The sequence below is a fragment of the Escherichia sp. WS547 genome, from assembly GCF_046486065.1.
Classification (GTDB): Bacteria; Pseudomonadota; Gammaproteobacteria; order Enterobacterales; family Enterobacteriaceae; genus Escherichia; species Escherichia coli.
In genome coordinates, this window is sequence record NZ_JBJQMA010000020.1 from 1 (window position 1) to 22,073 (window position 22,073).

Consider the following 22,073-nt stretch of genomic DNA (forward strand, 5'->3'; position numbering starts at 1 on the left):
CAGTTGCCAGACCGCAAGGTGTTTTAACAAATCAAAAGGGGTTTTAATAACTGGCTCAAAGCTGAAAGCTTTCCGGAACCCCCAGCCTAGCTGGGGGTTTTCTGTGCACAAAAAAAGGGCCGCTTTCGCGGCCCTTCTCACAAAGCATCTTACCGATTACAGCAGCGCTTTGGCTTTCGCAACAACGTTGTCAACGGTGAAGCCGAACTCTTCAAACAGCAGTTCTGCCGGAGCAGATTCACCGAAGGTGGTCATGCCGACGATAGAACCGTTCAGGCCAACATACTTGTACCAGTAGTCAGCAATGCCAGCTTCCACCGCAACGCGTGCAGTAACCGCTTTCGGCAGTACAGACTCACGGTAAGCCGCATCCTGCTTGTCGAATGCGTCGGTAGACGGCATGGAAACCACGCGCGCTTTCACGCCTTCGGCAGTCAGTTTTTCGTAGGCAGCAACCGCCAGTTCAACTTCAGAACCGGTGGCAATGAAGATCAGTTCCGGCTGACCGGCACAGTCTTTCAGCACATAACCACCGCGCGCGATGTTTGCCAGCTGCTCTTCAGTACGTTCCTGCTGCGCCAGGTTCTGACGGGAAAGGATAAGCGCAGTCGGGCCGTCCTGACGCTCAACACCGTATTTCCATGCCACTGCAGATTCAACCTGGTCACATGGACGCCATGTAGACATGTTCGGGGTCACGCGCAGTGAAGCGACCTGCTCAACCGGCTGGTGAGTCGGGCCATCTTCGCCCAGACCGATGGAGTCGTGGGTGTAAACCATCACCTGACGCTGTTTCATCAGCGCAGCCATACGTACGGCGTTACGTGCGTATTCCACGAACATCAGGAAGGTGGAGGTGTACGGCAGGAAGCCACCGTGCAGGGAGATACCGTTAGCAATCGCGGTCATACCGAACTCGCGAACACCGTAGTGGATGTAGTTACCCGCAGCATCTTCGTTGATTGCTTTAGAACCAGACCACAGGGTCAGGTTAGACGGTGCCAGGTCAGCAGAGCCGCCGAGGAATTCCGGCAACAGCGGACCGAACGCTTCAATCGCATTCTGAGACGCTTTACGACTGGCGATTTTCGCCGGATTAGCCTGCAGTTTAGCGATGAATTCTTTCGCTTTGGCGTCGAAGTCAGACGGCATTTCGCCTTTCATACGGCGGGTAAATTCAGCGGCTTCCTGCGGATAAGCTTTCGCGTAAGCAGCGAATTTCTCGTTCCATGCGGATTCTTTCGCCTGGCCTGCTTCTTTCGCATCCCACTGAGCATAGATTTCAGACGGGATTTCGAACGGTGCATATTTCCAGCCCAGCTGTTCGCGGGTCAGGGCGATTTCAGCGTCGCCCAGCGGCGCACCGTGGGAGTCGTGCGTACCGGCTTTGTTCGGGGAACCGAAACCGATGATGGTTTTGCACATCAGCAGGGACGGTTTGTCAGTCACTGCGCGCGCTTCTTCTACTGCGCGTTTGATGGATGCCGCGTCATGACCGTCGATGTCGCGAATAACGTGCCAGCCGTAAGCTTCGAAACGCATTGCGGTGTCGTCGGTGAACCAGCCTTCAACGTGACCATCGATAGAGATACCGTTGTCATCGTAGAACGCAATCAGTTTACCCAGCTTCAGCGTACCCGCCAGAGAACAAACTTCGTGGGAGATGCCTTCCATCATGCAGCCGTCGCCCATGAAGGCGTAGGTGTAGTGGTCGACGATGTCGTGGCCCGGACGGTTAAACTGCGCCGCCAGCGTTTTTTCTGCAATCGCCATACCGACTGCGTTGGCAATACCCTGACCCAGCGGACCTGTAGTGGTTTCCACACCAGCGGTGTAACCCACTTCCGGGTGGCCCGGAGTTTTAGAGTGCAGCTGACGGAAGTTTTTCAGTTCTTCCATCGGCAGATCGTAACCGGTGAGGTGCAGCAGGCTGTAGATCAGCATGGAGCCGTGGCCGTTGGACAGCACGAAGCGGTCACGGTCAGCCCAGGACGGATTCTGCGGGTTGTGTTTCAGGAAATCACGCCACAGGACTTCGGCAATGTCAGCCATACCCATAGGGGCACCCGGGTGACCGGATTTGGCTTTCTGTACTGCGTCCATGCTCAGCGCACGAATAGCATTGGCAAGCTCTTTACGTGAGGACATTTTGACTCCAGATCGGATGATGAAGGGCACGCCCTTAACGACTTGACGACAGCGCGTTTTGGGCTACGCCGGAAAATTTGCCAACAATTTACCGCAAGCCGCGCGTCATGTACATGGAACATCCTTTTGCTGCTTCAGAAATCTCTGGATCATGCTCGCATGTTGCGCAATCTACTCGCCCGTCCGCTGCGCTTTTCCTTATACTGAGACTAAGCGTCGATTCACCTGCAAACGGCGCATTTTTAGAATAATCCTGACCTTGTGCGGAAGAGAAAACATGAAAATTCGCGCCTTATTGGTAGCAATGAGCGTGGCAACGGTACTGACCGGTTGCCAGAATATGGACTCCAACGGACTGCTCTCATCAGGAGCGGAAGCTTTTCAGGCTTACAGTTTGAGTGATGCGCAGGTGAAAACCCTGAGCGATCAGGCATGTCAGGAGATGGACAGCAAGGCGACGATTGCGCCAGCCAATAGCGAATACGCTAAACGTCTGACAACTATTGCCAATGCGCTAGGCAACAATATCAACGGTCAGCCGGTGAATTACAAAGTGTATATGGCGAAGGATGTGAACGCCTTTGCAATGGCTAACGGCTGTATCCGCGTCTATAGCGGGCTGATGGATATGATGACAGATAACGAAGTCGAAGCGGTGATCGGTCACGAGATGGGGCACGTAGCGTTAGGCCATGTGAAGAAAGGGATGCAGGTGGCACTTGGTACAAATGCCGTACGAGTAGCTGCGGCCTCTGCGGGCGGGATTGTCGGCAGTTTATCGCAATCACAACTCGGTGATCTGGGCGAGAAATTAGTCAATTCGCAATTCTCCCAGCGCCAGGAAGCAGAAGCCGATGATTATTCTTACGATCTTCTGCGCCAACGCGGCATCAGCCCGGCAGGTCTTGCCACCAGCTTTGAAAAACTGGCGAAGCTGGAAGAAGGCCGTCAAAGCTCAATGTTTGACGACCATCCAGCATCCGCCGAACGCGCCCAGCATATTCGCGATCGTATGAGCGCGGATGGAGTTAAGTAAGCATTTTATTACGCCGGGTTTGACGCATAACGCATCTTATCCGGCGCTTACTCGCCCTTTTTCGCCGCCTGAATATACAGCATTTCCAGCGCCAGCGTTGCCGCTGCCAGAGCAGTGATTTCCGACTGATCGTATGCCGGAGCCACTTCCACTACGTCCATCCCAACAATGTTGAGATCTTTCAGGCCGCGTACCAGTTTAATGGCGCGATCGGAGGTCAGGCCGCCAATCACCGGCGTACCGGTTCCCGGCGCGAAAGCAGGATCCAGGCAGTCGATATCAAAGGTCAGGTAAACCGGCATATCACCCACAATCTGTTTCACCTGGGCGATAACGTCATCCACGCTGCGATCGTTCACCTGGCAGGCGTCCAGCACGGTAAAGCCGTTGTCTTTATCGAACTCAGTACGAATACCAATCTGCACGGAATGATTCGGGTCGATCAGACCTTCTTTCGGCGCGGTATAGAACATGGTGCCGTGGTCAAATTCACAACCGTTCGCGTAGGTATCGGTGTGGGCGTCAAAGTGTACCAGCGCCATTTTGCCGAAATGCTTAGCATGAGCACGCAGCAGCGGCAGCGTAACAAAGTGGTCACCACCGAAAGAGAGCATACGCTTACCGGCAGCCAGCAGCTTCTCGGCGTGCGCCTGCAGCTTCTCGCTCATCTCACGGGCATCTCCGAAGGCATATACCAGATCGCCGCAGTCCACGACGTTCAGGCGTTCACGCATGTCGAAATTCCACGGGAAGCGATTGTGTTCCCAGGCCAGATTCGTCGAAACCTGACGGATCGCTGCCGGACCGTGGCGTCCCCCCGCACGACCAGAAGTGGCCATATCGAACGGCACGCCAGTAATCACCCAGTCAGCATCGCTGTCATATGGCTGGAAGTTCATCGGCAGGCGTAAAAAACCAAAGGCGTTGGAAACCAGTGAGTTATCGTATTGATGACCTAAGGTGCTCATGGATGGACTCCTATTACAAAGTCGATATAAAAAAACCCTTCCGCGTCGTTAGGCCCGACGAGGAAGGGTTGGATTTGCGAAACACAAGTTTGTGCTAATTATCGCCTTAAATGGACGAGGCATCAAGCGAGGTTGCTATTTCCGACACGGTGGCGGCGCATAGCCATTGTTATCTGCCGGAAAGGCTTGTCCAGAGCACGGCGGCATCGCGTTTTGCGCCGAGCCTTGTAATTCAAAGGCGGCAAAGCCGATTACCCCGGTATTACGCACATCGCCTTGCGCCGAATTGGCTGCGTAGGAATCAGCAACGTTGGCGAACTGAAAAGCCGCTTCGGTATGTTTATCTTTGCGAAATCCTTTAATCGCTAACGAATCTCCGGCATTCACAATATAACCGTTGTTATTCAGCGAACCTTGTTTACCATTCAGAACATCCAGGCCATCAACCGTAGCAACGATCTCGTAGTTGGTGTTACGACTGTAATTGCGGACATATAATTGATAATTCATTCCTACTCTGGCATGGATAATATAGCGTGGTTCATTATTTGATGAATCATAAACCCGCGTAATAGGTAGAGAATTAAAATTACCATCGCGAATAGCATATTCCAGTTCGTTAATACGAATGCTATAAACGCGGTCGTAGCCGGAAGGAACATTAGTCGAATAACTAATAACGATCATCTCTGCCGGATCGCGCCAGACTCGTTCAGCAGATACGCCCTGAACCGATGAGTGTACATCCCCACCCCAGGCGGTGCCGACATTGCCTGATGCACTGCTATTATACTGCGCATTACTGGAACAACCGGCCAGCAGCACGGCTAATGCTATCAACGCGCTACGTACTTTCCCTTTTTTCATAACCGTTCCCTCTGTATTTAATTAATGCAGCGATTGTAGGGGGATTATTTAATAAGAAAAGCAGCTAAATTATTTTTAAGAATATATAAAAAGAAAGCGGGCCGATTTACGTAAATAAATTGACCCGCCAGCGGAATAATCTTAATTATTCATCTTCAAGATAGGTATAACCGTACAAACCTGCCTCGAACTCTTCAAGGAACTGTTGTTGCAGTTCAGCATCAAGATCGGTTTTCTTCACTTGATCGCGGAACTGGGTTAACAGCGTTTTCGGATCGAGCTGTACATATTGCAGCATGTCCGCCACGGTATCGCCTTCGTCAGACAGTTCTACTTCTACGCTACCGTCAGGGAACACGAACACGTCAACCGCTTCGGTATCACCGAACAGGTTGTGCATATTGCCGAGGATCTCCTGATATGCGCCGACCATAAAGAAACCGAGCATCGGCGGATTCTCTGGATCGTACTCCGGCATTGGCATTGTCGTGGCAATACCATCACCATCAATATAGTGATCAATAGCACCGTCAGAGTCACAGGTAATATCCAGCAGCACAGCGCGACGTTCCGGCACTTGATCCAACCCTTCCAGCGGCAGAACCGGGAACAACTGGTCGATCCCCCACGCATCCGGCATCGACTGGAACAGCGAGAAGTTGACGTACATTTTGTCCGCCATACGTTCCTGCAGCTCGTCGATAATCGGACGATGAGCACGGTTTTGCGGATCCAGCTGCTTTTGCACTTCATGGCACATGCTCAAATAAAGCTGCTCAGCCCATGCGCGTTCTTGCAGGCTAAAGGTGCCGGAAGAGTAGCCGATATGAATATCGTGCAGATCCATCTGGCTGTCATGCAACCACTCACGCAGAGAACGGCGAGTGCCCGGTTCGTGCATTTCCTGCCAGGTTTCCCACATGCTTTGCAGGGCGCGCGGTGCGTCTTCTGCAGGCGCAGTCGGCACCGTGTATTCGTTACGTTCCACGCCGATGATATTCGACACCAGCACGGTGTGATGTGCAGTCACCGCACGACCCGACTCGGTGATTACTGTCGGATGTGGCAGACCATTTTCTTCACACGCATCACCAATCGCCCAGATGATGTTGTTAGCGTATTCATTGAGGCCGTAGTTCACCGAACAGTCGGACTGCGAACGGGTGCCTTCATAGTCCACGCCCAGACCGCCGCCGACGTCGAAGCACTGAATATTGACGCCCAGCTTGTGCAGTTCCACATAGAAACGCGCGGATTCACGAACGCCTGTCGCGATATCGCGAATATTCGCCATCTGCGAACCGAGGTGGAAGTGCAGTAGTTGCAGGCTGTCGAGACGCCCGGCTTCACGCAGGGTTTCAACCAGTTGCAGTACCTGAGTCGCCGCCAGGCCGAACTTCGATTTTTCCCCGCCGGAGGACTGCCATTTACCCGAGCCCTGCGAAGCCAGACGTGCACGCACGCCCAGACGAGGAACGACATTCAGACGTTCTGCTTCATCCAGCACAATGGCAATTTCTGACATCTTCTCAATGACCAGATAGACCTTGTGGCCCATCTTCTCGCCAATTAATGCCAGGCGGATATATTCGCGGTCCTTATAACCGTTGCAGACGATGACGCTACGGGTCATGCCAGCATGTGCCAGCACCGCCATCAACTCCGCTTTGGAACCGGCTTCCAGGCCCAGCGGTTCGCCCGAATGAATCAGGGACTCAATCACGCGGCGGTGCTGGTTAACTTTGATCGGATAAACGAGGAAGTAATCGCCGTTATAGCCGTAGGATTCCCGCGCACGTTTGAACGCGGCGTTAATAGAACGCAAACGGTGCTGCAGGATCTGTGGGAAACAGAACAGTGCAGGCAGACGCTGGCCCTGTGCTTCACGAGTTTTCACTAACTGCGCGAGATCGACGCGAGCTTCCGGGACGTCCGGGTCCGGGCACACGCTAATGTGGCCCAGCTCGTTAACGTCATAGTAGTTATTGCCCCACCAGGCAATATTGTAAGTACGCAGCATCTTGCTGGCTTCCTGGGAGCTCATTGCAACCTCCTGCATGGAGCGTAGTACACCGTGTTCGCCCGCTGACGAAGGCAAACCCATAGACATGTCGTCAGACATAGCGAACCTCAAATTATTTTATTAAGTGTAAAACAGTTAACGACTATCGCAGCCTGGAACTGCGATAACAACCCATAAGCACATGGATTTTCCAGCAGTGAATGCTGACGCTCCAACTGCGCAACCGGTTTCTTTTTCATAACATTATTAAGCACATAACCGAACGTAAGTGTGACAGTTCGGCGAAACCACGAGAAAACTCTTGTTTTTACAAGAGCGCCCTTGTTCAGTCCTCAGTAACTGTAACCAGCTCTTGAATCCTGAGAAGCGCCGAGATGGGTATAACATCGGCAGGTATGCAAAGCAGAGATGCAGAGTGCGGGGAACGAATCTTCACCAGAACGGTGAGACAGGTTAAGCAGCAGACAACGGTTCATTATTTCGTATCACCTCCACGGCCGCCTGTTAAGACGAACCCACAAGCCAAAACTCTGATTTCAACCCGGCTGGAAGTGGCAACACGAAAGAAACGTCGTGTGCTTTTTATTTAAGCCGCGCGCCGCGTTTTATACCCCACAATGGCAGAAAATTGCAAAAGATAAATACGCAGAATGCCGGCATTGTCAGGAAAAATTTCCAGCCACGTTTTTAACAGAATGAGACACGATTCAAAAAAAAGTGGAAATAGGGTGAAGAATTGACCTAAAATAGCCATCCAGATGTTAATCCATCCATACCGATTAACACTCAGACTGCCAGTGTTTTTAACCTGCAGAGTCGTGGTAGGATCCGCTACCACAGAAAATCCACACAACAGTTTGAGCTAACCAAATTCTCTTTAGGTGATATTAAATATGGCAAAACACCTTTTTACGTCCGAGTCCGTCTCTGAAGGGCATCCTGACAAAATTGCTGACCAAATTTCTGATGCCGTTTTAGACGCGATCCTCGAACAGGATCCGAAAGCACGCGTTGCTTGCGAAACCTACGTAAAAACCGGCATGGTTTTAGTTGGCGGCGAAATCACCACCAGCGCCTGGGTAGACATCGAAGAGATCACCCGTAACACCGTTCGCGAAATTGGCTATGTGCATTCCGACATGGGCTTTGACGCTAACTCCTGTGCGGTTCTGAGCGCTATCGGCAAACAGTCTCCTGACATCAACCAGGGCGTTGACCGTGCCGATCCGCTGGAACAGGGCGCGGGTGACCAGGGTCTGATGTTTGGTTACGCAACTAATGAAACCGACGTGCTGATGCCAGCACCTATCACCTATGCACACCGTCTGGTACAGCGTCAGGCTGAAGTGCGTAAAAACGGCACTCTGCCGTGGCTGCGCCCGGACGCGAAAAGCCAGGTGACTTTTCAGTATGACGACGGCAAAATCGTTGGTATCGATGCTGTCGTGCTTTCCACTCAGCACTCTGAAGAGATCGACCAGAAATCGCTGCAAGAAGCGGTAATGGAAGAGATCATCAAGCCAATTCTGCCCGCTGAATGGCTGACTTCTGCCACCAAATTCTTCATCAACCCGACCGGTCGTTTCGTTATCGGTGGCCCAATGGGTGACTGCGGTCTGACTGGTCGTAAAATTATCGTTGATACCTACGGCGGCATGGCGCGTCACGGTGGCGGTGCATTCTCTGGTAAAGATCCATCAAAAGTGGACCGTTCCGCAGCCTACGCAGCACGTTATGTCGCGAAAAACATCGTTGCTGCTGGCCTGGCCGATCGTTGTGAAATTCAGGTTTCCTACGCAATCGGCGTGGCTGAACCGACCTCCATCATGGTAGAAACTTTCGGTACTGAGAAAGTGCCTTCTGAACAACTGACCCTGCTGGTACGTGAGTTCTTCGACCTGCGCCCATACGGTCTGATTCAGATGCTGGATCTGCTGCACCCGATCTACAAAGAAACCGCAGCATACGGTCACTTTGGTCGTGAACATTTCCCGTGGGAAAAAACCGACAAAGCGCAGCTGCTGCGCGATGCTGCCGGTCTGAAGTAATCTTTCTTCACCTGCGTTCAAAGGCCAGCCTCGCGCTGGCCTTTTTCTTTTGGATAGGCGTTCACGCCGCATCCGGCAAAAAAACCGCCCGCACAATAACATCATTCTTCCTGATCACGTTTCACCGCAGATTATCATCACAACTGAAACCGATTACACCAACCACAACAGACAAAGATTTGTAATATTTTCATATTATTATTCGGTTTTCACAGTTGTTACATTTCTTTTCAGTAAAGTCTTAATTGCAGATAACAGCGTTTAATCTATGATGATATAACTCAATTATTTTCATGCACTTAAATCATAACTAAGATAAATGTTAGTGTAAGCGATTACACTGATGTGATTTGCTTCACATCTTTTTACGTCGTACTCACCTATCTTAATTCACAATAAAAAATAACCATATTGGAGGGCATCATGCCTGACGCTAAAAAACAGGGGCGGTCAAACAAGGCAATGACGTTTTTCGTCTGCTTCCTTGCCGCTCTGGCGGGATTACTCTTTGGCCTGGATATCGGTGTAATTGCTGGCGCACTGCCGTTTATTGCAGATGAATTCCAGATTACTTCGCACACGCAAGAATGGGTCGTAAGCTCCATGATGTTCGGTGCGGCAGTCGGTGCGGTGGGCAGCGGCTGGCTCTCCTTTAAACTCGGGCGCAAAAAGAGCCTGATGATCGGCGCAATTTTGTTTGTTGCCGGTTCGCTGTTCTCTGCGGCTGCGCCAAACGTTGAAGTACTGATTCTTTCCCGCGTTCTACTGGGGCTGGCGGTGGGTGTGGCCTCTTATACCGCACCGCTGTACCTCTCTGAAATTGCGCCGGAAAAAATTCGTGGCAGTATGATCTCGATGTATCAGTTGATGATCACTATCGGGATCCTCGGTGCTTATCTTTCTGATACCGCCTTCAGCTACACCGGTGCATGGCGCTGGATGCTGGGTGTGATTATCATCCCGGCAATTTTGCTGCTGATTGGTGTCTTCTTCCTGCCAGACAGCCCACGTTGGTTTGCCGCCAAACGCCGTTTTGTTGATGCCGAACGCGTGCTGCTACGCCTGCGTGACACCAGCGCGGAAGCGAAACGCGAACTGGATGAAATCCGTGAAAGTTTGCAGGTTAAACAGAGTGGCTGGGCGCTGTTTAAAGAGAACAGCAACTTCCGCCGCGCGGTGTTCCTTGGCGTACTGTTGCAGGTAATGCAGCAATTCACCGGGATGAACGTCATCATGTATTACGCGCCGAAAATCTTCGAACTGGCGGGTTATACCAACACTACCGAGCAAATGTGGGGGACCGTGATTGTCGGCCTGACCAACGTACTTGCCACCTTTATCGCAATCGGCCTTGTTGACCGCTGGGGACGTAAACCAACGCTAACGCTGGGCTTCCTGGTGATGGCTGCTGGCATGGGCGTACTCGGTACAATGATGCATATCGGTATTCACTCTCCGTCGGCGCAGTATTTCGCCATCGCCATGCTGCTGATGTTTATTGTCGGTTTTGCCATGAGTGCCGGTCCGCTGATTTGGGTACTGTGCTCCGAAATTCAGCCGCTGAAAGGCCGCGATTTTGGCATCACCTGCTCCACTGCCACCAACTGGATTGCCAACATGATCGTTGGCGCAACGTTCCTGACCATGCTCAACACGCTGGGTAACGCCAACACCTTCTGGGTGTATGCGGCTCTGAACGTACTGTTTATCCTGCTGACATTGTGGCTGGTACCGGAAACCAAACACGTTTCGCTGGAACATATTGAACGTAATCTGATGAAAGGTCGTAAACTGCGCGAAATAGGCGCTCACGATTAATCTCCCCAAGCTTCCTCCCATCGCGGAGGAAGCCACCTCTTGCAGTCATCTTTTCTTCGCTCTATCCTCTGCCGCTATGAAAACATCCCGTCTCCCTATCGCCATCCAACAGGCCGTTATGCGTCGCCTGCGGGAAAAACTCGCCCAGGCCAACCTGAAGCTAGGGCGTAACTACCCGGAGCCAAAACTCTCTTACACCCAGCGCGGAACCTCCGCCGGAACGGCCTGGCTGGAAAGCTATGAAATTCGCCTCAATCCCGTTTTGCTGTTGGAAAACAGTGAAGCTTTTATTGAAGAAGTGGTACCGCACGAACTGGCACATTTGCTGGTATGGAAACATTTCGGCCGCGTAGCGCCACATGGCAAAGAGTGGAAGTGGATGATGGAAAACGTGCTGGGTGTTCCCGCCCGTCGTACGCATCAGTTCGAACTGCAATCCGTGCGTCGCAACACCTTCCCCTACCGCTGCAAGTGCCAGGAGCATCAGCTTACCGTACGCCGCCATAATCGCGTAGTTCGTGGCGAGGCCGTCTATCGCTGTGTTCACTGCGGTGAACAGCTGGTTGCGAAATAACCATCTGAACTATCAGGAACTTTCCTGATCTGGCTGATTGCATACCAAAACAACTTTCGCTACGTTGCTGGCTCGTTTTAACACGGAGTAAGTGATGTACCGTTATTTGTCTATTGCTGCGGTGGTACTGAGCGCAGCATTTTCCGGCCCGGCGTTGGCCGAAGGTATCAATAGTTTTTCTCAGGCGAAAGCCGCGGCGGTAAAAGTCCACGCTGACGCGCCCGGTACGTTTTATTGCGGATGTAAAATTAACTGGCAGGGCAAAAAAGGCGTTGTTGATCTGCAATCGTGCGGCTATCAGGTGCGCAAAAATGAAAACCGCGCCAGCCGCGTAGAGTGGGAACATGTCGTTCCCGCCTGGCAGTTCGGTCACCAGCGCCAGTGCTGGCAGGACGGTGGACGTAAAAACTGCGCTAAAGATCCGGTCTATCGCAAGATGGAAAGCGATATGCATAACCTGCAGCCGTCAGTCGGTGAGGTGAATGGCGATCGCGGCAACTTTATGTACAGCCAGTGGAATGGCGGTGAAGGCCAGTACGGTCAATGCGCCATGAAGGTCGATTTCAAAGAAAAAGCTGCCGAACCACCAGCGCGTGCACGCGGTGCCATTGCGCGCACCTACTTCTATATGCGCGACCAATACAACCTGACACTCTCTCGCCAGCAAACGCAGCTGTTCAACGCATGGAACAAGATGTATCCGGTTACCGACTGGGAGTGCGAGCGCGATGAACGCATCGCGAAGGTGCAGGGCAATCATAACCCGTATGTGCAACGCGCTTGCCAGGCGCGAAAGAGCTAACCTACACTAGCGGGATTCTTTTTGTTAACCCCTACCCCACGCGTACAACCGCGTGGGGAGACGACGCGGATTTTTAACTATGCGTATCCCCCGCATTTATCATCCTGAACCACTGACCAGCCATTCTCACATCGCGCTTTGCGAAGATGCCGCCAACCATATCGGGCGCGTACTGCGCATGGGGCCGGGGCAGGCGTTGCAATTGTTTGACGGTAGCAACCAGGTCTTTGACGCCGAAATTACCGGCGCCAGCAAAAAAAGCGTGGAAGTGAAGGTGCTGGAAGGCCAGATCGACGATCGCGAATCTCCGCTGCATATTCACCTCGGTCAGGTGATGTCGCGTGGTGAAAAAATGGAATTTACTATCCAGAAATCGGTCGAACTCGGTGTAAGCCTCATTACGCCACTTTTTTCTGAGCGCTGCGGCGTTAAACTGGATAGTGAACGTCTGAACAAGAAGCTTCAGCAGTGGCAGAAGATTGCAATTGCTGCCTGTGAGCAGTGTGGTCGTAACCGGGTGCCGGAAATCCGTCCAGCGATGGATCTGGAAGCCTGGTGTGCAGAGCAGGATGAAGGACTGAAACTGAATCTTCACCCGCGCGCCAGTAACAGCATCAATACGTTGCCGTTACCGGTTGAACGCGTCCGCCTGCTGATTGGCCCGGAAGGCGGTTTATCGGCAGATGAAATTGCCATGACTGCCCGCTATCAATTTACTGATATCCTGTTGGGACCTCGCGTTTTGCGTACAGAGACAACTGCGCTCACCGCCATTACCGCGCTACAAGTACGATTTGGCGATTTGGGCTAACGGAGAAGAATAATGATCAAGCTCGGCATCGTGATGGACCCCATCGCAAACATCAACATCAAGAAAGATTCCAGTTTTGCTATGTTGCTGGAAGCACAGCGTCGTGGTTACGAACTTCACTATATGGAGATGGGCGATCTGTATCTGATCAATGGTGAAGCCCGCGCCCATACCCGCACGCTGAACGTGAAGCAGAACTACGAAGAGTGGTTTTCGTTCGTCGGTGAACAGGATCTGCCGCTGGCCGATCTCGATGTGATCCTGATGCGTAAAGACCCGCCGTTTGATACCGAGTTTATCTACGCGACCTATATTCTGGAACGTGCCGAAGAGAAAGGGACGCTGATCGTTAACAAGCCGCAGAGCCTGCGCGACTGTAACGAGAAACTGTTTACCGCCTGGTTCTCTGACTTAACGCCAGAAACGCTGGTTACGCGCAATAAAGCGCAGCTAAAAGCGTTCTGGGAGAAACACAGCGACATCATTCTTAAGCCGCTGGACGGTATGGGCGGCGCGTCGATTTTCCGCGTGAAAGAAGGCGATCCAAACCTCGGCGTGATTGCCGAAACCCTGACTGAGCATGGCACTCGCTACTGCATGGCGCAAAATTACCTGCCAGCCATTAAAGATGGCGACAAACGCGTGCTGGTGGTGGATGGCGAGCCGGTACCGTACTGCCTGGCGCGTATTCCGCAGGGGGGCGAAACCCGTGGCAATCTGGCTGCCGGTGGTCGCGGTGAACCTCGTCCGCTGACGGAAAGTGACTGGAAAATCGCCCGTCAGATCGGGCCGACGCTGAAAGAAAAAGGGCTGATTTTTGTTGGTCTGGATATCATCGGCGACCGTCTGACTGAAATTAACGTCACCAGCCCAACCTGTATTCGTGAGATTGAAGCAGAGTTTCCGGTGTCGATCACCGGAATGTTAATGGATGCCATCGAAGCACGTTTACAGCAGCAGTAACCCACCTTAGCGAGAAGGATCTCGTTGAGACTCTGAGTGACAGCGCCCTTCTTTCCACGCATACTGGGCGCTGTTGCTTTTTTGAACCAGGAAACAGAACCTCTGACAATGAATTTACAGCATCACTTTCTTATTGCCATGCCTGCTCTCCAGGATCCGATTTTCCGTCGTTCCGTGGTCTACATTTGCGAACATAATACCAATGGTGCAATGGGGATCATCGTCAACAAGCCGCTGGAAAATCTCAAAATTGAAGGGATTCTGGAAAAGCTGAAGATCACGCCGGAGCCGCGTGATGAATCAATCCGTCTGGATAAACCGGTTATGCTCGGCGGTCCGCTGGCTGAAGATCGCGGGTTTATTTTGCATACTCCGCCCTCCAATTTTGCTTCCAGCATTCGCATTTCAGACAACACGGTAATGACCACTTCCCGCGATGTGCTGGAAACGCTCGGCACCGATAAACAACCGTCTGACGTATTGGTGGCTCTGGGTTATGCCTCCTGGGAGAAAGGTCAACTGGAACAAGAAATTCTCGATAACGCGTGGCTAACGGCCCCGGCAGATCTGAATATTCTGTTCAAAACGCCGATTGCCGACCGCTGGCGCGAGGCGGCAAAACTGATTGGTGTGGATATTCTCACCATGCCTGGTGTGGCAGGACACGCCTGATGAGTGGAACCTTACTCGCCTTCGACTTCGGCACCAAAAGCATTGGCGTAGCGGTCGGCCAACGCATTACCGGCACCGCTCGCCCTTTGCCTGCAATTAAAGCACAGGACGGTACGCCGGACTGGAACATTATCGAGCGTTTACTGAAAGAGTGGCAGCCGGACGAAATCATCGTCGGTTTGCCGCTGAATATGGACGGCACCGAGCAACCATTGACTGCCAGAGCGCGTAAATTCGCCAACCGTATTCATGGTCGTTTCGGTGTTGAAGTAAAGCTCCATGACGAGCGTCTTAGCACCGTGGAAGCCCGTTCCGGTCTGTTTGAACAGGGCGGCTATCGGGCGCTCAACAAAGGCAAAGTTGACTCTGCCTCTGCGGTTATTATTCTCGAAAGCTATTTCGAGCAGGGATATTAAGGCGATTTAAAAGCCTGGCGGATAGTCGTTACCGTCATCCGGCCATTTTGCCGGATGCTGCGTGAACACCTTATCCAGCACACATCTGGCAGCGGCTGTAGGTCTGATAAGACGCGTTAGCGTCGCATCAGACATTTATTGCCTTTGTAGGCCCGATAAGCTTGCGCATCGGGCATGGCAACGTCACAAACGCCCTTCCCCCACCCGGTGCTGATAACTCTGCTGAAACGTTATCATCCCCACCTGCTGCCCGGTTTGAATAACATGCGGTAACTGGTGGGTTTTCCCTTCACGAATCAAATTCCCCACCGCGGGTGTGTTAATCAGCAATTCAAATAGCGCCACGCGTCCTTCCTGTTTATCCACTTCCAGCTTTTGTGACAGCACTGCCCGTAAACTACCTGCCAGTTGATTACGCACGGGGTCTTTTTCCTGCGCCGGAAATGAATCCACCAGTCGCTCAACTGCCTGCGCGGCACCACGTGTATGTAAGGTTGCCAGCACCAGATGCCCGGTTTCTGCCGCCGTCAGCGCCAGACGGATTGTCTCACTGTCACGTAGCTCTCCGAGCAAAATCACATCAGGATCTTCCCGCAATGCGGCCCGCAACCCCGATGCGAACGTCATACAGTGCAAACCAATTTCCCGCTGCTGGATCAAACATCGCTGGCTGGCATAGAGATATTCCACAGGATCTTCCAGCGTCAGAATATGCGCATCGGCATGTTGATTAAGATAGCCAACCATCGCCGCCAGCGTGGTAGATTTGCCACTCCCCGTCGCCCCCGTCACCAGAATCATGCCATTCTCGCTCTTGAGTAATTCCGGCAATACCGGTGGCGCACCAAGCTGTTCGAGCTGTGGACAGTGCGAAGGTAACAACCGTAATGCCAGAGAAATACCTTGCCGTTGCGCGAACGCACTGCCACGCAACCGCTGGTTTTCCGCCAGCGACACGGCAAAATCCAGCTGGCCATTTTCCAGCAATATTGCCCGCTGATCGTCATCCAGCCACTCCCGCAGTAGCTCTTCGACGTCCGGCGCATCAAACGGCGCAGCTTCCATTAGCCCGCGAATGCGCCATCGTGCGGGCCAGGCGCTGCACAGGTGTAGATCCGAGACGTTATGCTTTACACTAAGGGCCACAATTTCTTCCATATTCATACTAAGATCCTCGGAAAATGAACGATATTGCGCATAACCTGGCACAGGTCCGGGACAAAATCTCAGCGGCTGCAACGCGTTGCGGCCGTTCTCCAGAAGAAATTACGCTGCTTGCAGTCAGTAAAACAAAACCTGCGAGCGCCATCGCAGAAGCCATTGATGCCGGGCAGCGTCAATTTGGTGAAAACTACGTTCAGGAAGGGGTAGATAAAATTCGCCACTTTCAGGAACTGGGCGTAACAGGATTAGAATGGCATTTTATTGGCCCGTTGCAGTCTAATAAAAGCCGCCTGGTGGCAGAGCATTTCGACTGGTGTCATACCATCGACCGTTTGCGCATTGCTACCCGCCTCAACGATCAGCGCCCGGCAGAACTTCCCCCTCTTAACGTACTGATTCAAATTAATATTAGTGATGAAAACAGTAAGTCCGGGATTCAACTGGCAGAACTGGACGAGCTGGCAGCGGCGGTCGCTGAACTACCGCGTTTACGTCTGCGCGGGCTGATGGCAATCCCTGCGCCTGAGTCAGAATATGTAAGGCAGTTTGAAGTTGCACGCCAAATGGCTGTAGCATTTGCCGGACTGAAAACGCGCTACCCGCATATCGACACGCTCTCTCTGGGAATGTCGGACGATATGGAAGCCGCCATTGCGGCAGGTAGCACGATGGTTCGTATCGGCACTGCAATTTTTGGTGCGCGTGATTACTCTAAAAAATAAGGAATTAAAGAAACGCCATGAATACGTTGACTTTCCTGCTTTCAACGGTCATTGAGCTGTATACCATGGTGCTGTTATTACGCATCTGGATGCAGTGGGCTCATTGTGATTTTTACAACCCCTTCTCACAGTTTGTAGTGAAGGTAACGCAGCCAATTATCGGGCCACTGCGCCGCGTTATTCCGGCAATGGGTCCCATTGACAGCGCCTCGCTGCTGGTTGCCTATATTCTCAGTTTTATCAAAGCCATTGTGCTGTTTAAAGTGGTGACCTTCCTGCCAATCATCTGGATTGCCGGTTTACTGATTCTGCTGAAAACCATCGGCTTGCTGATTTTCTGGGTCCTGCTGGTGATGGCGATTATGAGCTGGGTAAGCCAGGGTCGTAGTCCGATTGAATACGTGCTGATTCAGCTGGCCGATCCGCTGCTGCGCCCGATTCGCCGCCTGCTACCGGCAATGGGTGGGATTGATTTCTCGCCGATGATCCTCGTTCTGCTGCTGTATGTCATCAATATGGGTGTCGCAGAAGTATTACAGGCAACCGGAAACATGCTGCTGCCGGGGCTGTGGATGGCGTTATGAGTGCCGTAACAGTTAATGATGACGGTCTGGTTTTACGGCTCTATATTCAGCCGAAAGCCAGCCGTGATTCTATTGTCGGTTTACATGGCGACGAAGTTAAAGTCGCCATTACCGCGCCGCCGGTTGACGGCCAGGCCAACAGCCATCTGGTGAAGTTTCTCGGTAAGCAATTCCGGGTAGCCAAAAGCCAGGTGGTAATTGAAAAAGGCGAACTTGGCCGCCACAAACAAATTAAAATCATTAATCCGCAACAAATCCCGCCAGAAATCGCGGCGTTAATTAATTAGGTATCCTATGCAAAAAGTTGTCCTCGCAACCGGCAATGCCGGTAAAGTGCGTGAGCTGGCGTCGCTGCTTAGCGACTTCGGTCTTGATATCGTGGCCCAAACAGACCTCGGCGTAGATTCCGCTGAAGAAACCGGCCTGACCTTTATCGAAAACGCGATTCTGAAAGCGCGCCATGCGGCAAAAGTGACCGGTTTACCGGCAATTGCCGACGACTCTGGTCTGGCGGTAGATGCGCTGGGTGGCGCGCCGGGTATTTACTCCGCGCGTTATTCCGGTGAAGACGCGACCGATCAAAAGAATCTGCAAAAACTGTTGGAAACACTGAAAGACGTACCGGACGACCAACGTCAGGCGCGTTTCCACTGCGTGCTGGTATATCTGCGTCACGCGGAAGATCCAACTCCGCTGGTGTGCCACGGTAGCTGGCCGGGCGTGATTACTCGTGAACCAGCGGGCACTGGTGGCTTTGGTTATGATCCAATCTTCTTCGTACCTTCCGAAGGGAAAACCGCTGCCGAACTGACCCGCGAAGAAAAGAGCGCCATTTCCCACCGTGGTCAGGCATTGAAACTGCTGTTGGACGCTTTACGTAATGGTTAAATTACCGCCGCTGAGTCTCTACATTCACATCCCGTGGTGCGTGCAGAAATGCCCGTACTGCGATTTCAACTCTCACGCGTTGAAAGGAGAAGTGCCGCACGACGATTACGTTCAGCATCTGCTTTGCGATCTGGACAATGATGTGGCTTACGCTCAGGGCCGTGAAGTAAAGACAATCTTTATTGGCGGTGGTACGCCGAGCCTGCTTTCCGGCCCGGCGATGCAAACGCTGCTGGACGGCGTGCGTGCGCGTTTGCCGCTGGCAGCGGATGCAGAAATTACTATGGAAGCGAACCCTGGTACGGTAGAAGCCGATCGCTTTGTCGATTATCAGCGTGCTGGTGTGAACCGCATCTCTATTGGTGTGCAGAGTTTTAGCGAAGAAAAGCTGAAACGACTTGGGCGCATTCATGGCCCGCAAGAAGCGAAACGAGCGGCAAAGCTGGCGAGCGGTTTAGGGTTACGTAGCTTTAACCTTGATTTGATGCATGGACTACCGGATCAATCACTGGAAGAGGCGCTTGGCGATCTACGCCAGGCCATTGAACTGAATCCGCCGCATCTTTCCTGGTATCAACTGACCATCGAACCCAATACGCTGTTTGGTTCGCGACCACCGGTGCTGCCGGACGACGACGCGCTGTGGGATATATTCGAACAGGGGCATCAGTTATTAACCGCAGCGGGTTATCAGCAATATGAAACTTCCGCTTACGCCAAACCCAGTTATCAGTGCCAGCACAATCTCAACTACTGGCGCTTTGGCGACTACATCGGTATTGGCTGCGGCGCGCACGGCAAAGTGACCTTCCCGGATGGGCGCATTCTGCGTACCACTAAAACGCGTCATCCGCGTGGTTTTATGCAAGGAAGGTATCTGGAAAGCCAGCGTGATGTCGAAGCCGCAGATAAGCCGTTTGAGTTCTTTATGAACCGCTTTCGCTTGCTGGAGGCCGCGCCACGCGCAGAGTTTAGTGCGTATACCGGGCTTTGCGAAGATGTGATTCGCCCACAGTTAGACGAGGCGATTGCCCAGGGTTATCTCACCGAATGTGCGGATTACTGGCAGATAACGGAACATGGGAAGCTGTTTTTAAATTCGCTGCTGGAGCTTTTTCTGGCTGAGTAAACTTGTATTGCCGGATGCGGCGTGAACGCCTTATCCAGCCGACATGTGGCAGCGGTTGTAGGTCTGATAAGACGCGCAAGCGTCGCATCAGACGTTGATTGCCGGATGCGGGGTCAACGCCGCATCCTGCTACAAATCGTGCACTATATCAAACTTACTTAATCACCCCATTGCGCCGCAGTTGTTCGGTATCTTTTTTCCAGCGTTCATTAGCTTGGTTGATATCGTCAATTTTCATCAAAATCGCGACTTTTTTACTGTTTATTTCTGAAACTTTCATCGTTAACGGATATTGCCCTTTTTCGAGCGTTACCCAGTCATCCTGCAATTTACGGCTGAGTTTTTGTGATTGCAGAAAAGTCTGTCGCCGTTGTTCGTTGATATCGAAATCTCGTTTCTGCTGAATCGGCACTTCATAACACTCTTCACTCTGTTTATGACATGCCGCAATCGCCGGTTGATAAACCTCTTTGTCATATTTAACCGCGAACGCCTCGCTATCGTTCTGTTTATTAAACTCATCACGCTGTTGGTGAATTTTTTTAAAGGCTTCTTCGCGGGTCATTTGCTTACCGTTTGCATCTTTTCCCCAATATGCATCCGCTGCTTTCTGCGCCGCCACCATTTGCTTATCAAGCGCTTTCACTTCCTTTTCCAGCGCAGGAATCGAGTTCTTCTGGGTATTCAACGCAGATTCAAGCTGACTAAAGCGATAATTGAAATCTTCGCTATTCACGATCAGATATTTATTATTCGTTTTGATATCGTCGACCACCCGCCCACGATCGCTGGCTGCCGCCTGAAAAGAGTAAAAGTTCACCGACCAGCCAGACGCGGGCGTTCCTTTACTGGTTAACATCGCCGAGAATTTTACCGGTTTATCTTTCGTCCAGGTCTGTTCGAGCAGTTCGTAATCTGCCAACTGACCGACCCAGGTATAGAGATCGTCACTGGAAGAGACATCGCCTTCCGCTGACCAGGTGGCCTGATTACCCTTAGCATCAAGATTTTTTAAGGTGATAGCATCAAGCTTGAGAATGCCGTGATACTGCTTTTTGAATTGATCTTTTAAGATATTTTCAGTTGGCGGTTCGCCATCTGCCCAGGCATTACCAGTCATCAACATAAGCAGTGCCGTGCCAACAATCCATTGCTTTTTCACCCGAAAAACCTCACGCGGAATAATTTATTCCGGTGATTATCATTAGGGTAATGAAAATTGGCAATGGACGTAAGTCTGAAGTGAAAAAGCCCCGGCACGATACCGGGGCGAGGTGATTAGTACTGATTGAAGATCTGCTGGATCTGCTGCGGATCTTTGGTTTGCGTCAGAGCCAGTTGCAGCAGAACGCGCGCTTTTTGCGGGTTCAGCGTGCCAGAGGCGACGAAGCCGTATTTCGCATCATCCACTTCGGCATCCTGAGTGGTAGCGCCCGTCGGTACGCGGGAAGAACGCACGACTGCAGTACCGGTTTTCGCGGCGGTCGCCAGCGTGTCGAACACAGATTTATACAGGTTGCCGTTACCCACACCAGCGCTAACGATGCCATCATAGCCCGCATCTACCAGTGCTTTAGCCGGAAGATCGGATGCGTTAGCGTAGTTATAAACAATACCGACTTTCGGCAGTTCATTCAGCTTAGAGACATCGAATGGCGTGTCGCTGGTATGCTTACGTGCCGGGGTACGCTGGTAGTCAATCTTACCGTTGTGAATGTAACCCAGAGGACCGTAGTTAACAGACTTGAAGGTCGCTACGTCGGTGGTGTTGGTTTTGGTGACGTCACGGCCATCAAGCACGGTGTCATTCATCACTACCAGCACGCCACGGTTGGCGGAGGCTTTATCAGCTGCGGTCACTACCGCGTTATACAGGTTGAATGGACCGTCTGCGCTCATAGACGTGGACGGACGCATTGCGCCGACCATCACCACCGGTTTGTCGCATTTCACCGTCAGGTCGAGGAAGTAAGCAGTTTCTTCCATCGTGTCGGTACCGTGGGTAATGACGAAGCCGTCGGTCTTATCGCAGTCGGTGTTAATTTTTTTCGCCAGTGTCAGCCAGACATTATCGTTCATGTCCTGGGAGCCGATATTCACTACCTGCTCGCCTTTAACGTTCGCAATGTCTTTTAGTTGCGGCACCGCATTAACCAGATTTTCTACGCCAACTTTACCCGCTGTGTAGTTAGATTTGGTTGCGGAGTCACCACCACCGGCAATGGTCCCGCCGGTTGCTAAAATGGTGATATTGGGTAATGCCAATGCTGCACCACTAAAACCCATAACCAGTGCGGCAAGTGCCGTCTTTTTGAAAAACTCCATTTCATTCCTCCAGTTACGTGAACGCTACGCATTATCCCTTAGCTCTGTATGGGAAATTTGACGTTAAACAATTTACAACGTGAATATATTTTGGAGATCTACAAAGTTAGAGGCA

General features: G+C 52.0%; 25 protein-coding genes. 14 read left to right on the plus strand and 11 right to left on the minus strand.

What is annotated here, in order from left to right; all coding sequences use genetic code 11:
- Nucleotides 1–156 precede the first annotated feature (156 nt).
- Complete coding sequence (tkt, locus tag ACJHWK_RS17080) at nucleotides 157–2,148, minus strand: transketolase (protein WP_170886444.1); 1,992 nt, start codon at nucleotides 2,146–2,148, stop codon at nucleotides 157–159.
- 277 nt (nucleotides 2,149–2,425) lie between these two features.
- Here tkt and loiP point away from each other — a divergent pair, with 277 nt between their 5' ends.
- Complete coding sequence (gene loiP / locus ACJHWK_RS17085) at nucleotides 2,426–3,184, plus strand: metalloprotease LoiP (RefSeq protein WP_001297457.1); 759 nt, start codon at nucleotides 2,426–2,428, stop codon at nucleotides 3,182–3,184.
- A 47-nt stretch (nucleotides 3,185–3,231) separates the two neighbouring features.
- On the opposite strand, the gene speB is transcribed toward loiP, so the two are convergent.
- The 6 genes from speB to yqgD all read right to left on the minus strand — a co-directional run bounded on the left by speB (nucleotide 3,232) and on the right by yqgD (nucleotide 7,880).
- Nucleotides 3,232–4,152, minus strand: a complete 921-nt coding sequence (speB, locus tag ACJHWK_RS17090) for an agmatinase (protein WP_000105566.1) — start codon at nucleotides 4,150–4,152, stop codon at nucleotides 3,232–3,234.
- A gap of 135 nt (nucleotides 4,153–4,287) precedes the next feature.
- Entirely contained in the window at nucleotides 4,288–5,019 is a 732-nt protein-coding gene (locus tag ACJHWK_RS17095; protein ID WP_001521252.1) for a hypothetical protein, read from the minus strand.
- Between the two features lie 145 nt (nucleotides 5,020–5,164).
- Nucleotides 5,165–7,141 (minus strand): biosynthetic arginine decarboxylase, encoded by a 1,977-nt coding sequence (gene speA / locus ACJHWK_RS17100; RefSeq protein ID WP_001295380.1) that lies wholly within the window; start codon nucleotides 7,139–7,141, stop codon nucleotides 5,165–5,167.
- An 8-nt stretch (nucleotides 7,142–7,149) separates the two neighbouring features.
- Nucleotides 7,150–7,281 (minus strand): acid stress response protein YqgB, encoded by a 132-nt coding sequence (gene yqgB, locus ACJHWK_RS17105; RefSeq protein ID WP_001297406.1) that lies wholly within the window; start codon nucleotides 7,279–7,281, stop codon nucleotides 7,150–7,152.
- A gap of 93 nt (nucleotides 7,282–7,374) precedes the next feature.
- Nucleotides 7,375–7,518 (minus strand): protein YqgG, encoded by a 144-nt coding sequence (gene yqgG, locus ACJHWK_RS17110; protein ID WP_001297404.1) that lies wholly within the window; start codon nucleotides 7,516–7,518, stop codon nucleotides 7,375–7,377.
- 110 nt (nucleotides 7,519–7,628) lie between these two features.
- Entirely contained in the window at nucleotides 7,629–7,880 is a 252-nt protein-coding gene (gene yqgD, locus ACJHWK_RS17115; RefSeq protein WP_001326496.1) for a protein YqgD, read from the minus strand.
- A gap of 55 nt (nucleotides 7,881–7,935) precedes the next feature.
- Between yqgD and metK the strand changes: the two genes are divergently transcribed.
- The 8 genes from metK to ruvX all read left to right on the plus strand — a co-directional run bounded on the left by metK (nucleotide 7,936) and on the right by ruvX (nucleotide 15,146).
- Nucleotides 7,936–9,090 carry a methionine adenosyltransferase gene (gene metK / locus ACJHWK_RS17120; protein WP_001062128.1) on the plus strand — a complete coding sequence of 385 codons (1,155 nt, stop codon included), beginning with the start codon at nucleotides 7,936–7,938 and terminating at the stop codon, nucleotides 9,088–9,090.
- Between the two features lie 423 nt (nucleotides 9,091–9,513).
- A complete protein-coding gene (gene galP, locus ACJHWK_RS17125) occupies nucleotides 9,514–10,908 on the plus strand; it encodes a galactose/proton symporter (RefSeq protein WP_001112301.1) in 1,395 nt (464 codons plus the stop codon).
- Between the two features lie 76 nt (nucleotides 10,909–10,984).
- Nucleotides 10,985–11,482, plus strand: a complete 498-nt coding sequence (locus ACJHWK_RS17130) for a SprT family zinc-dependent metalloprotease (RefSeq protein ID WP_001300769.1) — start codon at nucleotides 10,985–10,987, stop codon at nucleotides 11,480–11,482.
- A 94-nt stretch (nucleotides 11,483–11,576) separates the two neighbouring features.
- Nucleotides 11,577–12,284: a deoxyribonuclease I gene (gene endA, locus ACJHWK_RS17135; RefSeq protein ID WP_000286500.1), complete on the plus strand. Its 708-nt coding sequence runs from the start codon at nucleotides 11,577–11,579 to the stop codon at nucleotides 12,282–12,284.
- A gap of 79 nt (nucleotides 12,285–12,363) precedes the next feature.
- Nucleotides 12,364–13,095 carry a 16S rRNA (uracil(1498)-N(3))-methyltransferase gene (gene rsmE / locus ACJHWK_RS17140; RefSeq protein ID WP_410234874.1) on the plus strand — a complete coding sequence of 244 codons (732 nt, stop codon included), beginning with the start codon at nucleotides 12,364–12,366 and terminating at the stop codon, nucleotides 13,093–13,095.
- Nucleotides 13,096–13,107: 12 nt separating this feature from the next.
- Nucleotides 13,108–14,058: a glutathione synthase gene (gene gshB / locus ACJHWK_RS17145; RefSeq protein ID WP_000593273.1), complete on the plus strand. Its 951-nt coding sequence runs from the start codon at nucleotides 13,108–13,110 to the stop codon at nucleotides 14,056–14,058.
- Between the two features lie 108 nt (nucleotides 14,059–14,166).
- Nucleotides 14,167–14,730: a YqgE/AlgH family protein gene (locus ACJHWK_RS17150; RefSeq protein ID WP_001053178.1), complete on the plus strand. Its 564-nt coding sequence runs from the start codon at nucleotides 14,167–14,169 to the stop codon at nucleotides 14,728–14,730.
- Complete coding sequence (gene ruvX / locus ACJHWK_RS17155; RefSeq protein ID WP_000017106.1) at nucleotides 14,730–15,146, plus strand: Holliday junction resolvase RuvX; 417 nt, start codon at nucleotides 14,730–14,732, stop codon at nucleotides 15,144–15,146. Before ACJHWK_RS17150 ends, ruvX begins: the two co-directional genes overlap by 1 nt.
- 6 nt (nucleotides 15,147–15,152) lie before the next feature.
- On the opposite strand, the gene ACJHWK_RS17160 is transcribed toward ruvX, so the two are convergent.
- Complete coding sequence (locus ACJHWK_RS17160) at nucleotides 15,153–15,281, minus strand: hypothetical protein (RefSeq protein WP_001278270.1); 129 nt, start codon at nucleotides 15,279–15,281, stop codon at nucleotides 15,153–15,155.
- Between the two features lie 48 nt (nucleotides 15,282–15,329).
- A complete protein-coding gene (locus ACJHWK_RS17165) occupies nucleotides 15,330–16,310 on the minus strand; it encodes a PilT/PilU family type 4a pilus ATPase (protein WP_001295381.1) in 981 nt (326 codons plus the stop codon).
- Nucleotides 16,311–16,327: 17 nt separating this feature from the next.
- Between ACJHWK_RS17165 and yggS the strand changes: the two genes are divergently transcribed.
- Genes yggS through hemW form a run of 5 tightly spaced genes read left to right on the plus strand, consistent with a single transcriptional unit; the run spans nucleotide 16,328 to nucleotide 19,633 of the window.
- Nucleotides 16,328–17,032 (plus strand): pyridoxal phosphate homeostasis protein, encoded by a 705-nt coding sequence (gene yggS, locus ACJHWK_RS17170; RefSeq protein ID WP_000997795.1) that lies wholly within the window; start codon nucleotides 16,328–16,330, stop codon nucleotides 17,030–17,032.
- A gap of 17 nt (nucleotides 17,033–17,049) precedes the next feature.
- Nucleotides 17,050–17,616: an osmotic shock tolerance protein YggT gene (gene yggT, locus ACJHWK_RS17175; RefSeq protein WP_001094831.1), complete on the plus strand. Its 567-nt coding sequence runs from the start codon at nucleotides 17,050–17,052 to the stop codon at nucleotides 17,614–17,616.
- Entirely contained in the window at nucleotides 17,613–17,903 is a 291-nt protein-coding gene (gene yggU / locus ACJHWK_RS17180; protein ID WP_001277222.1) for a DUF167 family protein YggU, read from the plus strand. The genes yggT and yggU overlap by 4 nt, the downstream gene beginning before the upstream one ends.
- A gap of 7 nt (nucleotides 17,904–17,910) precedes the next feature.
- Nucleotides 17,911–18,504: an XTP/dITP diphosphatase gene (locus ACJHWK_RS17185; RefSeq protein WP_001174735.1), complete on the plus strand. Its 594-nt coding sequence runs from the start codon at nucleotides 17,911–17,913 to the stop codon at nucleotides 18,502–18,504.
- A complete protein-coding gene (gene hemW / locus ACJHWK_RS17190) occupies nucleotides 18,497–19,633 on the plus strand; it encodes a radical SAM family heme chaperone HemW (protein ID WP_000239928.1) in 1,137 nt (378 codons plus the stop codon). The genes ACJHWK_RS17185 and hemW overlap by 8 nt, the downstream gene beginning before the upstream one ends.
- A 154-nt stretch (nucleotides 19,634–19,787) precedes the next feature.
- Here the strand turns inward: hemW and ACJHWK_RS17195 are convergent, their stop codons facing one another.
- Both ACJHWK_RS17195 and ansB read right to left on the minus strand, forming a co-directional pair.
- Nucleotides 19,788–20,795, minus strand: coding sequence for a DUF1202 family protein (locus tag ACJHWK_RS17195; RefSeq protein WP_000745217.1), 1,008 nt, complete (start codon nucleotides 20,793–20,795; stop codon nucleotides 19,788–19,790).
- 116 nt (nucleotides 20,796–20,911) lie between these two features.
- The gene (ansB, locus tag ACJHWK_RS17200) at nucleotides 20,912–21,958 is read right to left on the minus strand and encodes an L-asparaginase 2 (RefSeq protein WP_000394131.1); all 1,047 of its coding nucleotides are present in this window, start codon (nucleotides 21,956–21,958) and stop codon (nucleotides 20,912–20,914) included.
- Between the last annotated feature and the right edge of the window lie 115 nt (nucleotides 21,959–22,073).

Bases quoted from the DNA above. Each gene is read 5' to 3' on its own strand.
- ACJHWK_RS17150 (WP_001053178.1), top strand. From the start codon at position 14,167: ATGAATTTACAGCATCACTTTCTTATTGCCATGCCTGCTCTCCAGGAT.
- ansB (WP_000394131.1), bottom strand. From the start codon at position 21,958: ATGGAGTTTTTCAAAAAGACGGCACTTGCCGCACTGGTTATGGGTTTT.
- yggT (WP_001094831.1), top strand. From the start codon at position 17,050: ATGAATACGTTGACTTTCCTGCTTTCAACGGTCATTGAGCTGTATACC.
- ACJHWK_RS17160 (WP_001278270.1), bottom strand. From the start codon at position 15,281: ATGTCTGATGCGACGCTAACGCGTCTTATCAGACCTACAGCCGCTGCC.
- endA (WP_000286500.1), top strand. From the start codon at position 11,577: ATGTACCGTTATTTGTCTATTGCTGCGGTGGTACTGAGCGCAGCATTT.
- ACJHWK_RS17095 (WP_001521252.1), bottom strand. From the start codon at position 5,019: ATGAAAAAAGGGAAAGTACGTAGCGCGTTGATAGCATTAGCCGTGCTG.
- yqgG (WP_001297404.1), bottom strand. From the start codon at position 7,518: ATGAACCGTTGTCTGCTGCTTAACCTGTCTCACCGTTCTGGTGAAGAT.
- speA (WP_001295380.1), bottom strand. From the start codon at position 7,141: ATGTCTGACGACATGTCTATGGGTTTGCCTTCGTCAGCGGGCGAACAC.
- ruvX (WP_000017106.1), top strand. From the start codon at position 14,730: ATGAGTGGAACCTTACTCGCCTTCGACTTCGGCACCAAAAGCATTGGC.
- loiP (WP_001297457.1), top strand. From the start codon at position 2,426: ATGAAAATTCGCGCCTTATTGGTAGCAATGAGCGTGGCAACGGTACTG.
- hemW (WP_000239928.1), top strand. From the start codon at position 18,497: ATGGTTAAATTACCGCCGCTGAGTCTCTACATTCACATCCCGTGGTGC.
- speB (WP_000105566.1), bottom strand. From the start codon at position 4,152: ATGAGCACCTTAGGTCATCAATACGATAACTCACTGGTTTCCAACGCC.
- metK (WP_001062128.1), top strand. From the start codon at position 7,936: ATGGCAAAACACCTTTTTACGTCCGAGTCCGTCTCTGAAGGGCATCCT.
- yqgB (WP_001297406.1), bottom strand. From the start codon at position 7,281: ATGAAAAAGAAACCGGTTGCGCAGTTGGAGCGTCAGCATTCACTGCTG.
- ACJHWK_RS17185 (WP_001174735.1), top strand. From the start codon at position 17,911: ATGCAAAAAGTTGTCCTCGCAACCGGCAATGCCGGTAAAGTGCGTGAG.
- ACJHWK_RS17130 (WP_001300769.1), top strand. From the start codon at position 10,985: ATGAAAACATCCCGTCTCCCTATCGCCATCCAACAGGCCGTTATGCGT.
- tkt (WP_170886444.1), bottom strand. From the start codon at position 2,148: ATGTCCTCACGTAAAGAGCTTGCCAATGCTATTCGTGCGCTGAGCATG.
- ACJHWK_RS17165 (WP_001295381.1), bottom strand. From the start codon at position 16,310: ATGAATATGGAAGAAATTGTGGCCCTTAGTGTAAAGCATAACGTCTCG.
- yggU (WP_001277222.1), top strand. From the start codon at position 17,613: ATGAGTGCCGTAACAGTTAATGATGACGGTCTGGTTTTACGGCTCTAT.
- rsmE (WP_410234874.1), top strand. From the start codon at position 12,364: ATGCGTATCCCCCGCATTTATCATCCTGAACCACTGACCAGCCATTCT.
- gshB (WP_000593273.1), top strand. From the start codon at position 13,108: ATGATCAAGCTCGGCATCGTGATGGACCCCATCGCAAACATCAACATC.
- yggS (WP_000997795.1), top strand. From the start codon at position 16,328: ATGAACGATATTGCGCATAACCTGGCACAGGTCCGGGACAAAATCTCA.
- galP (WP_001112301.1), top strand. From the start codon at position 9,514: ATGCCTGACGCTAAAAAACAGGGGCGGTCAAACAAGGCAATGACGTTT.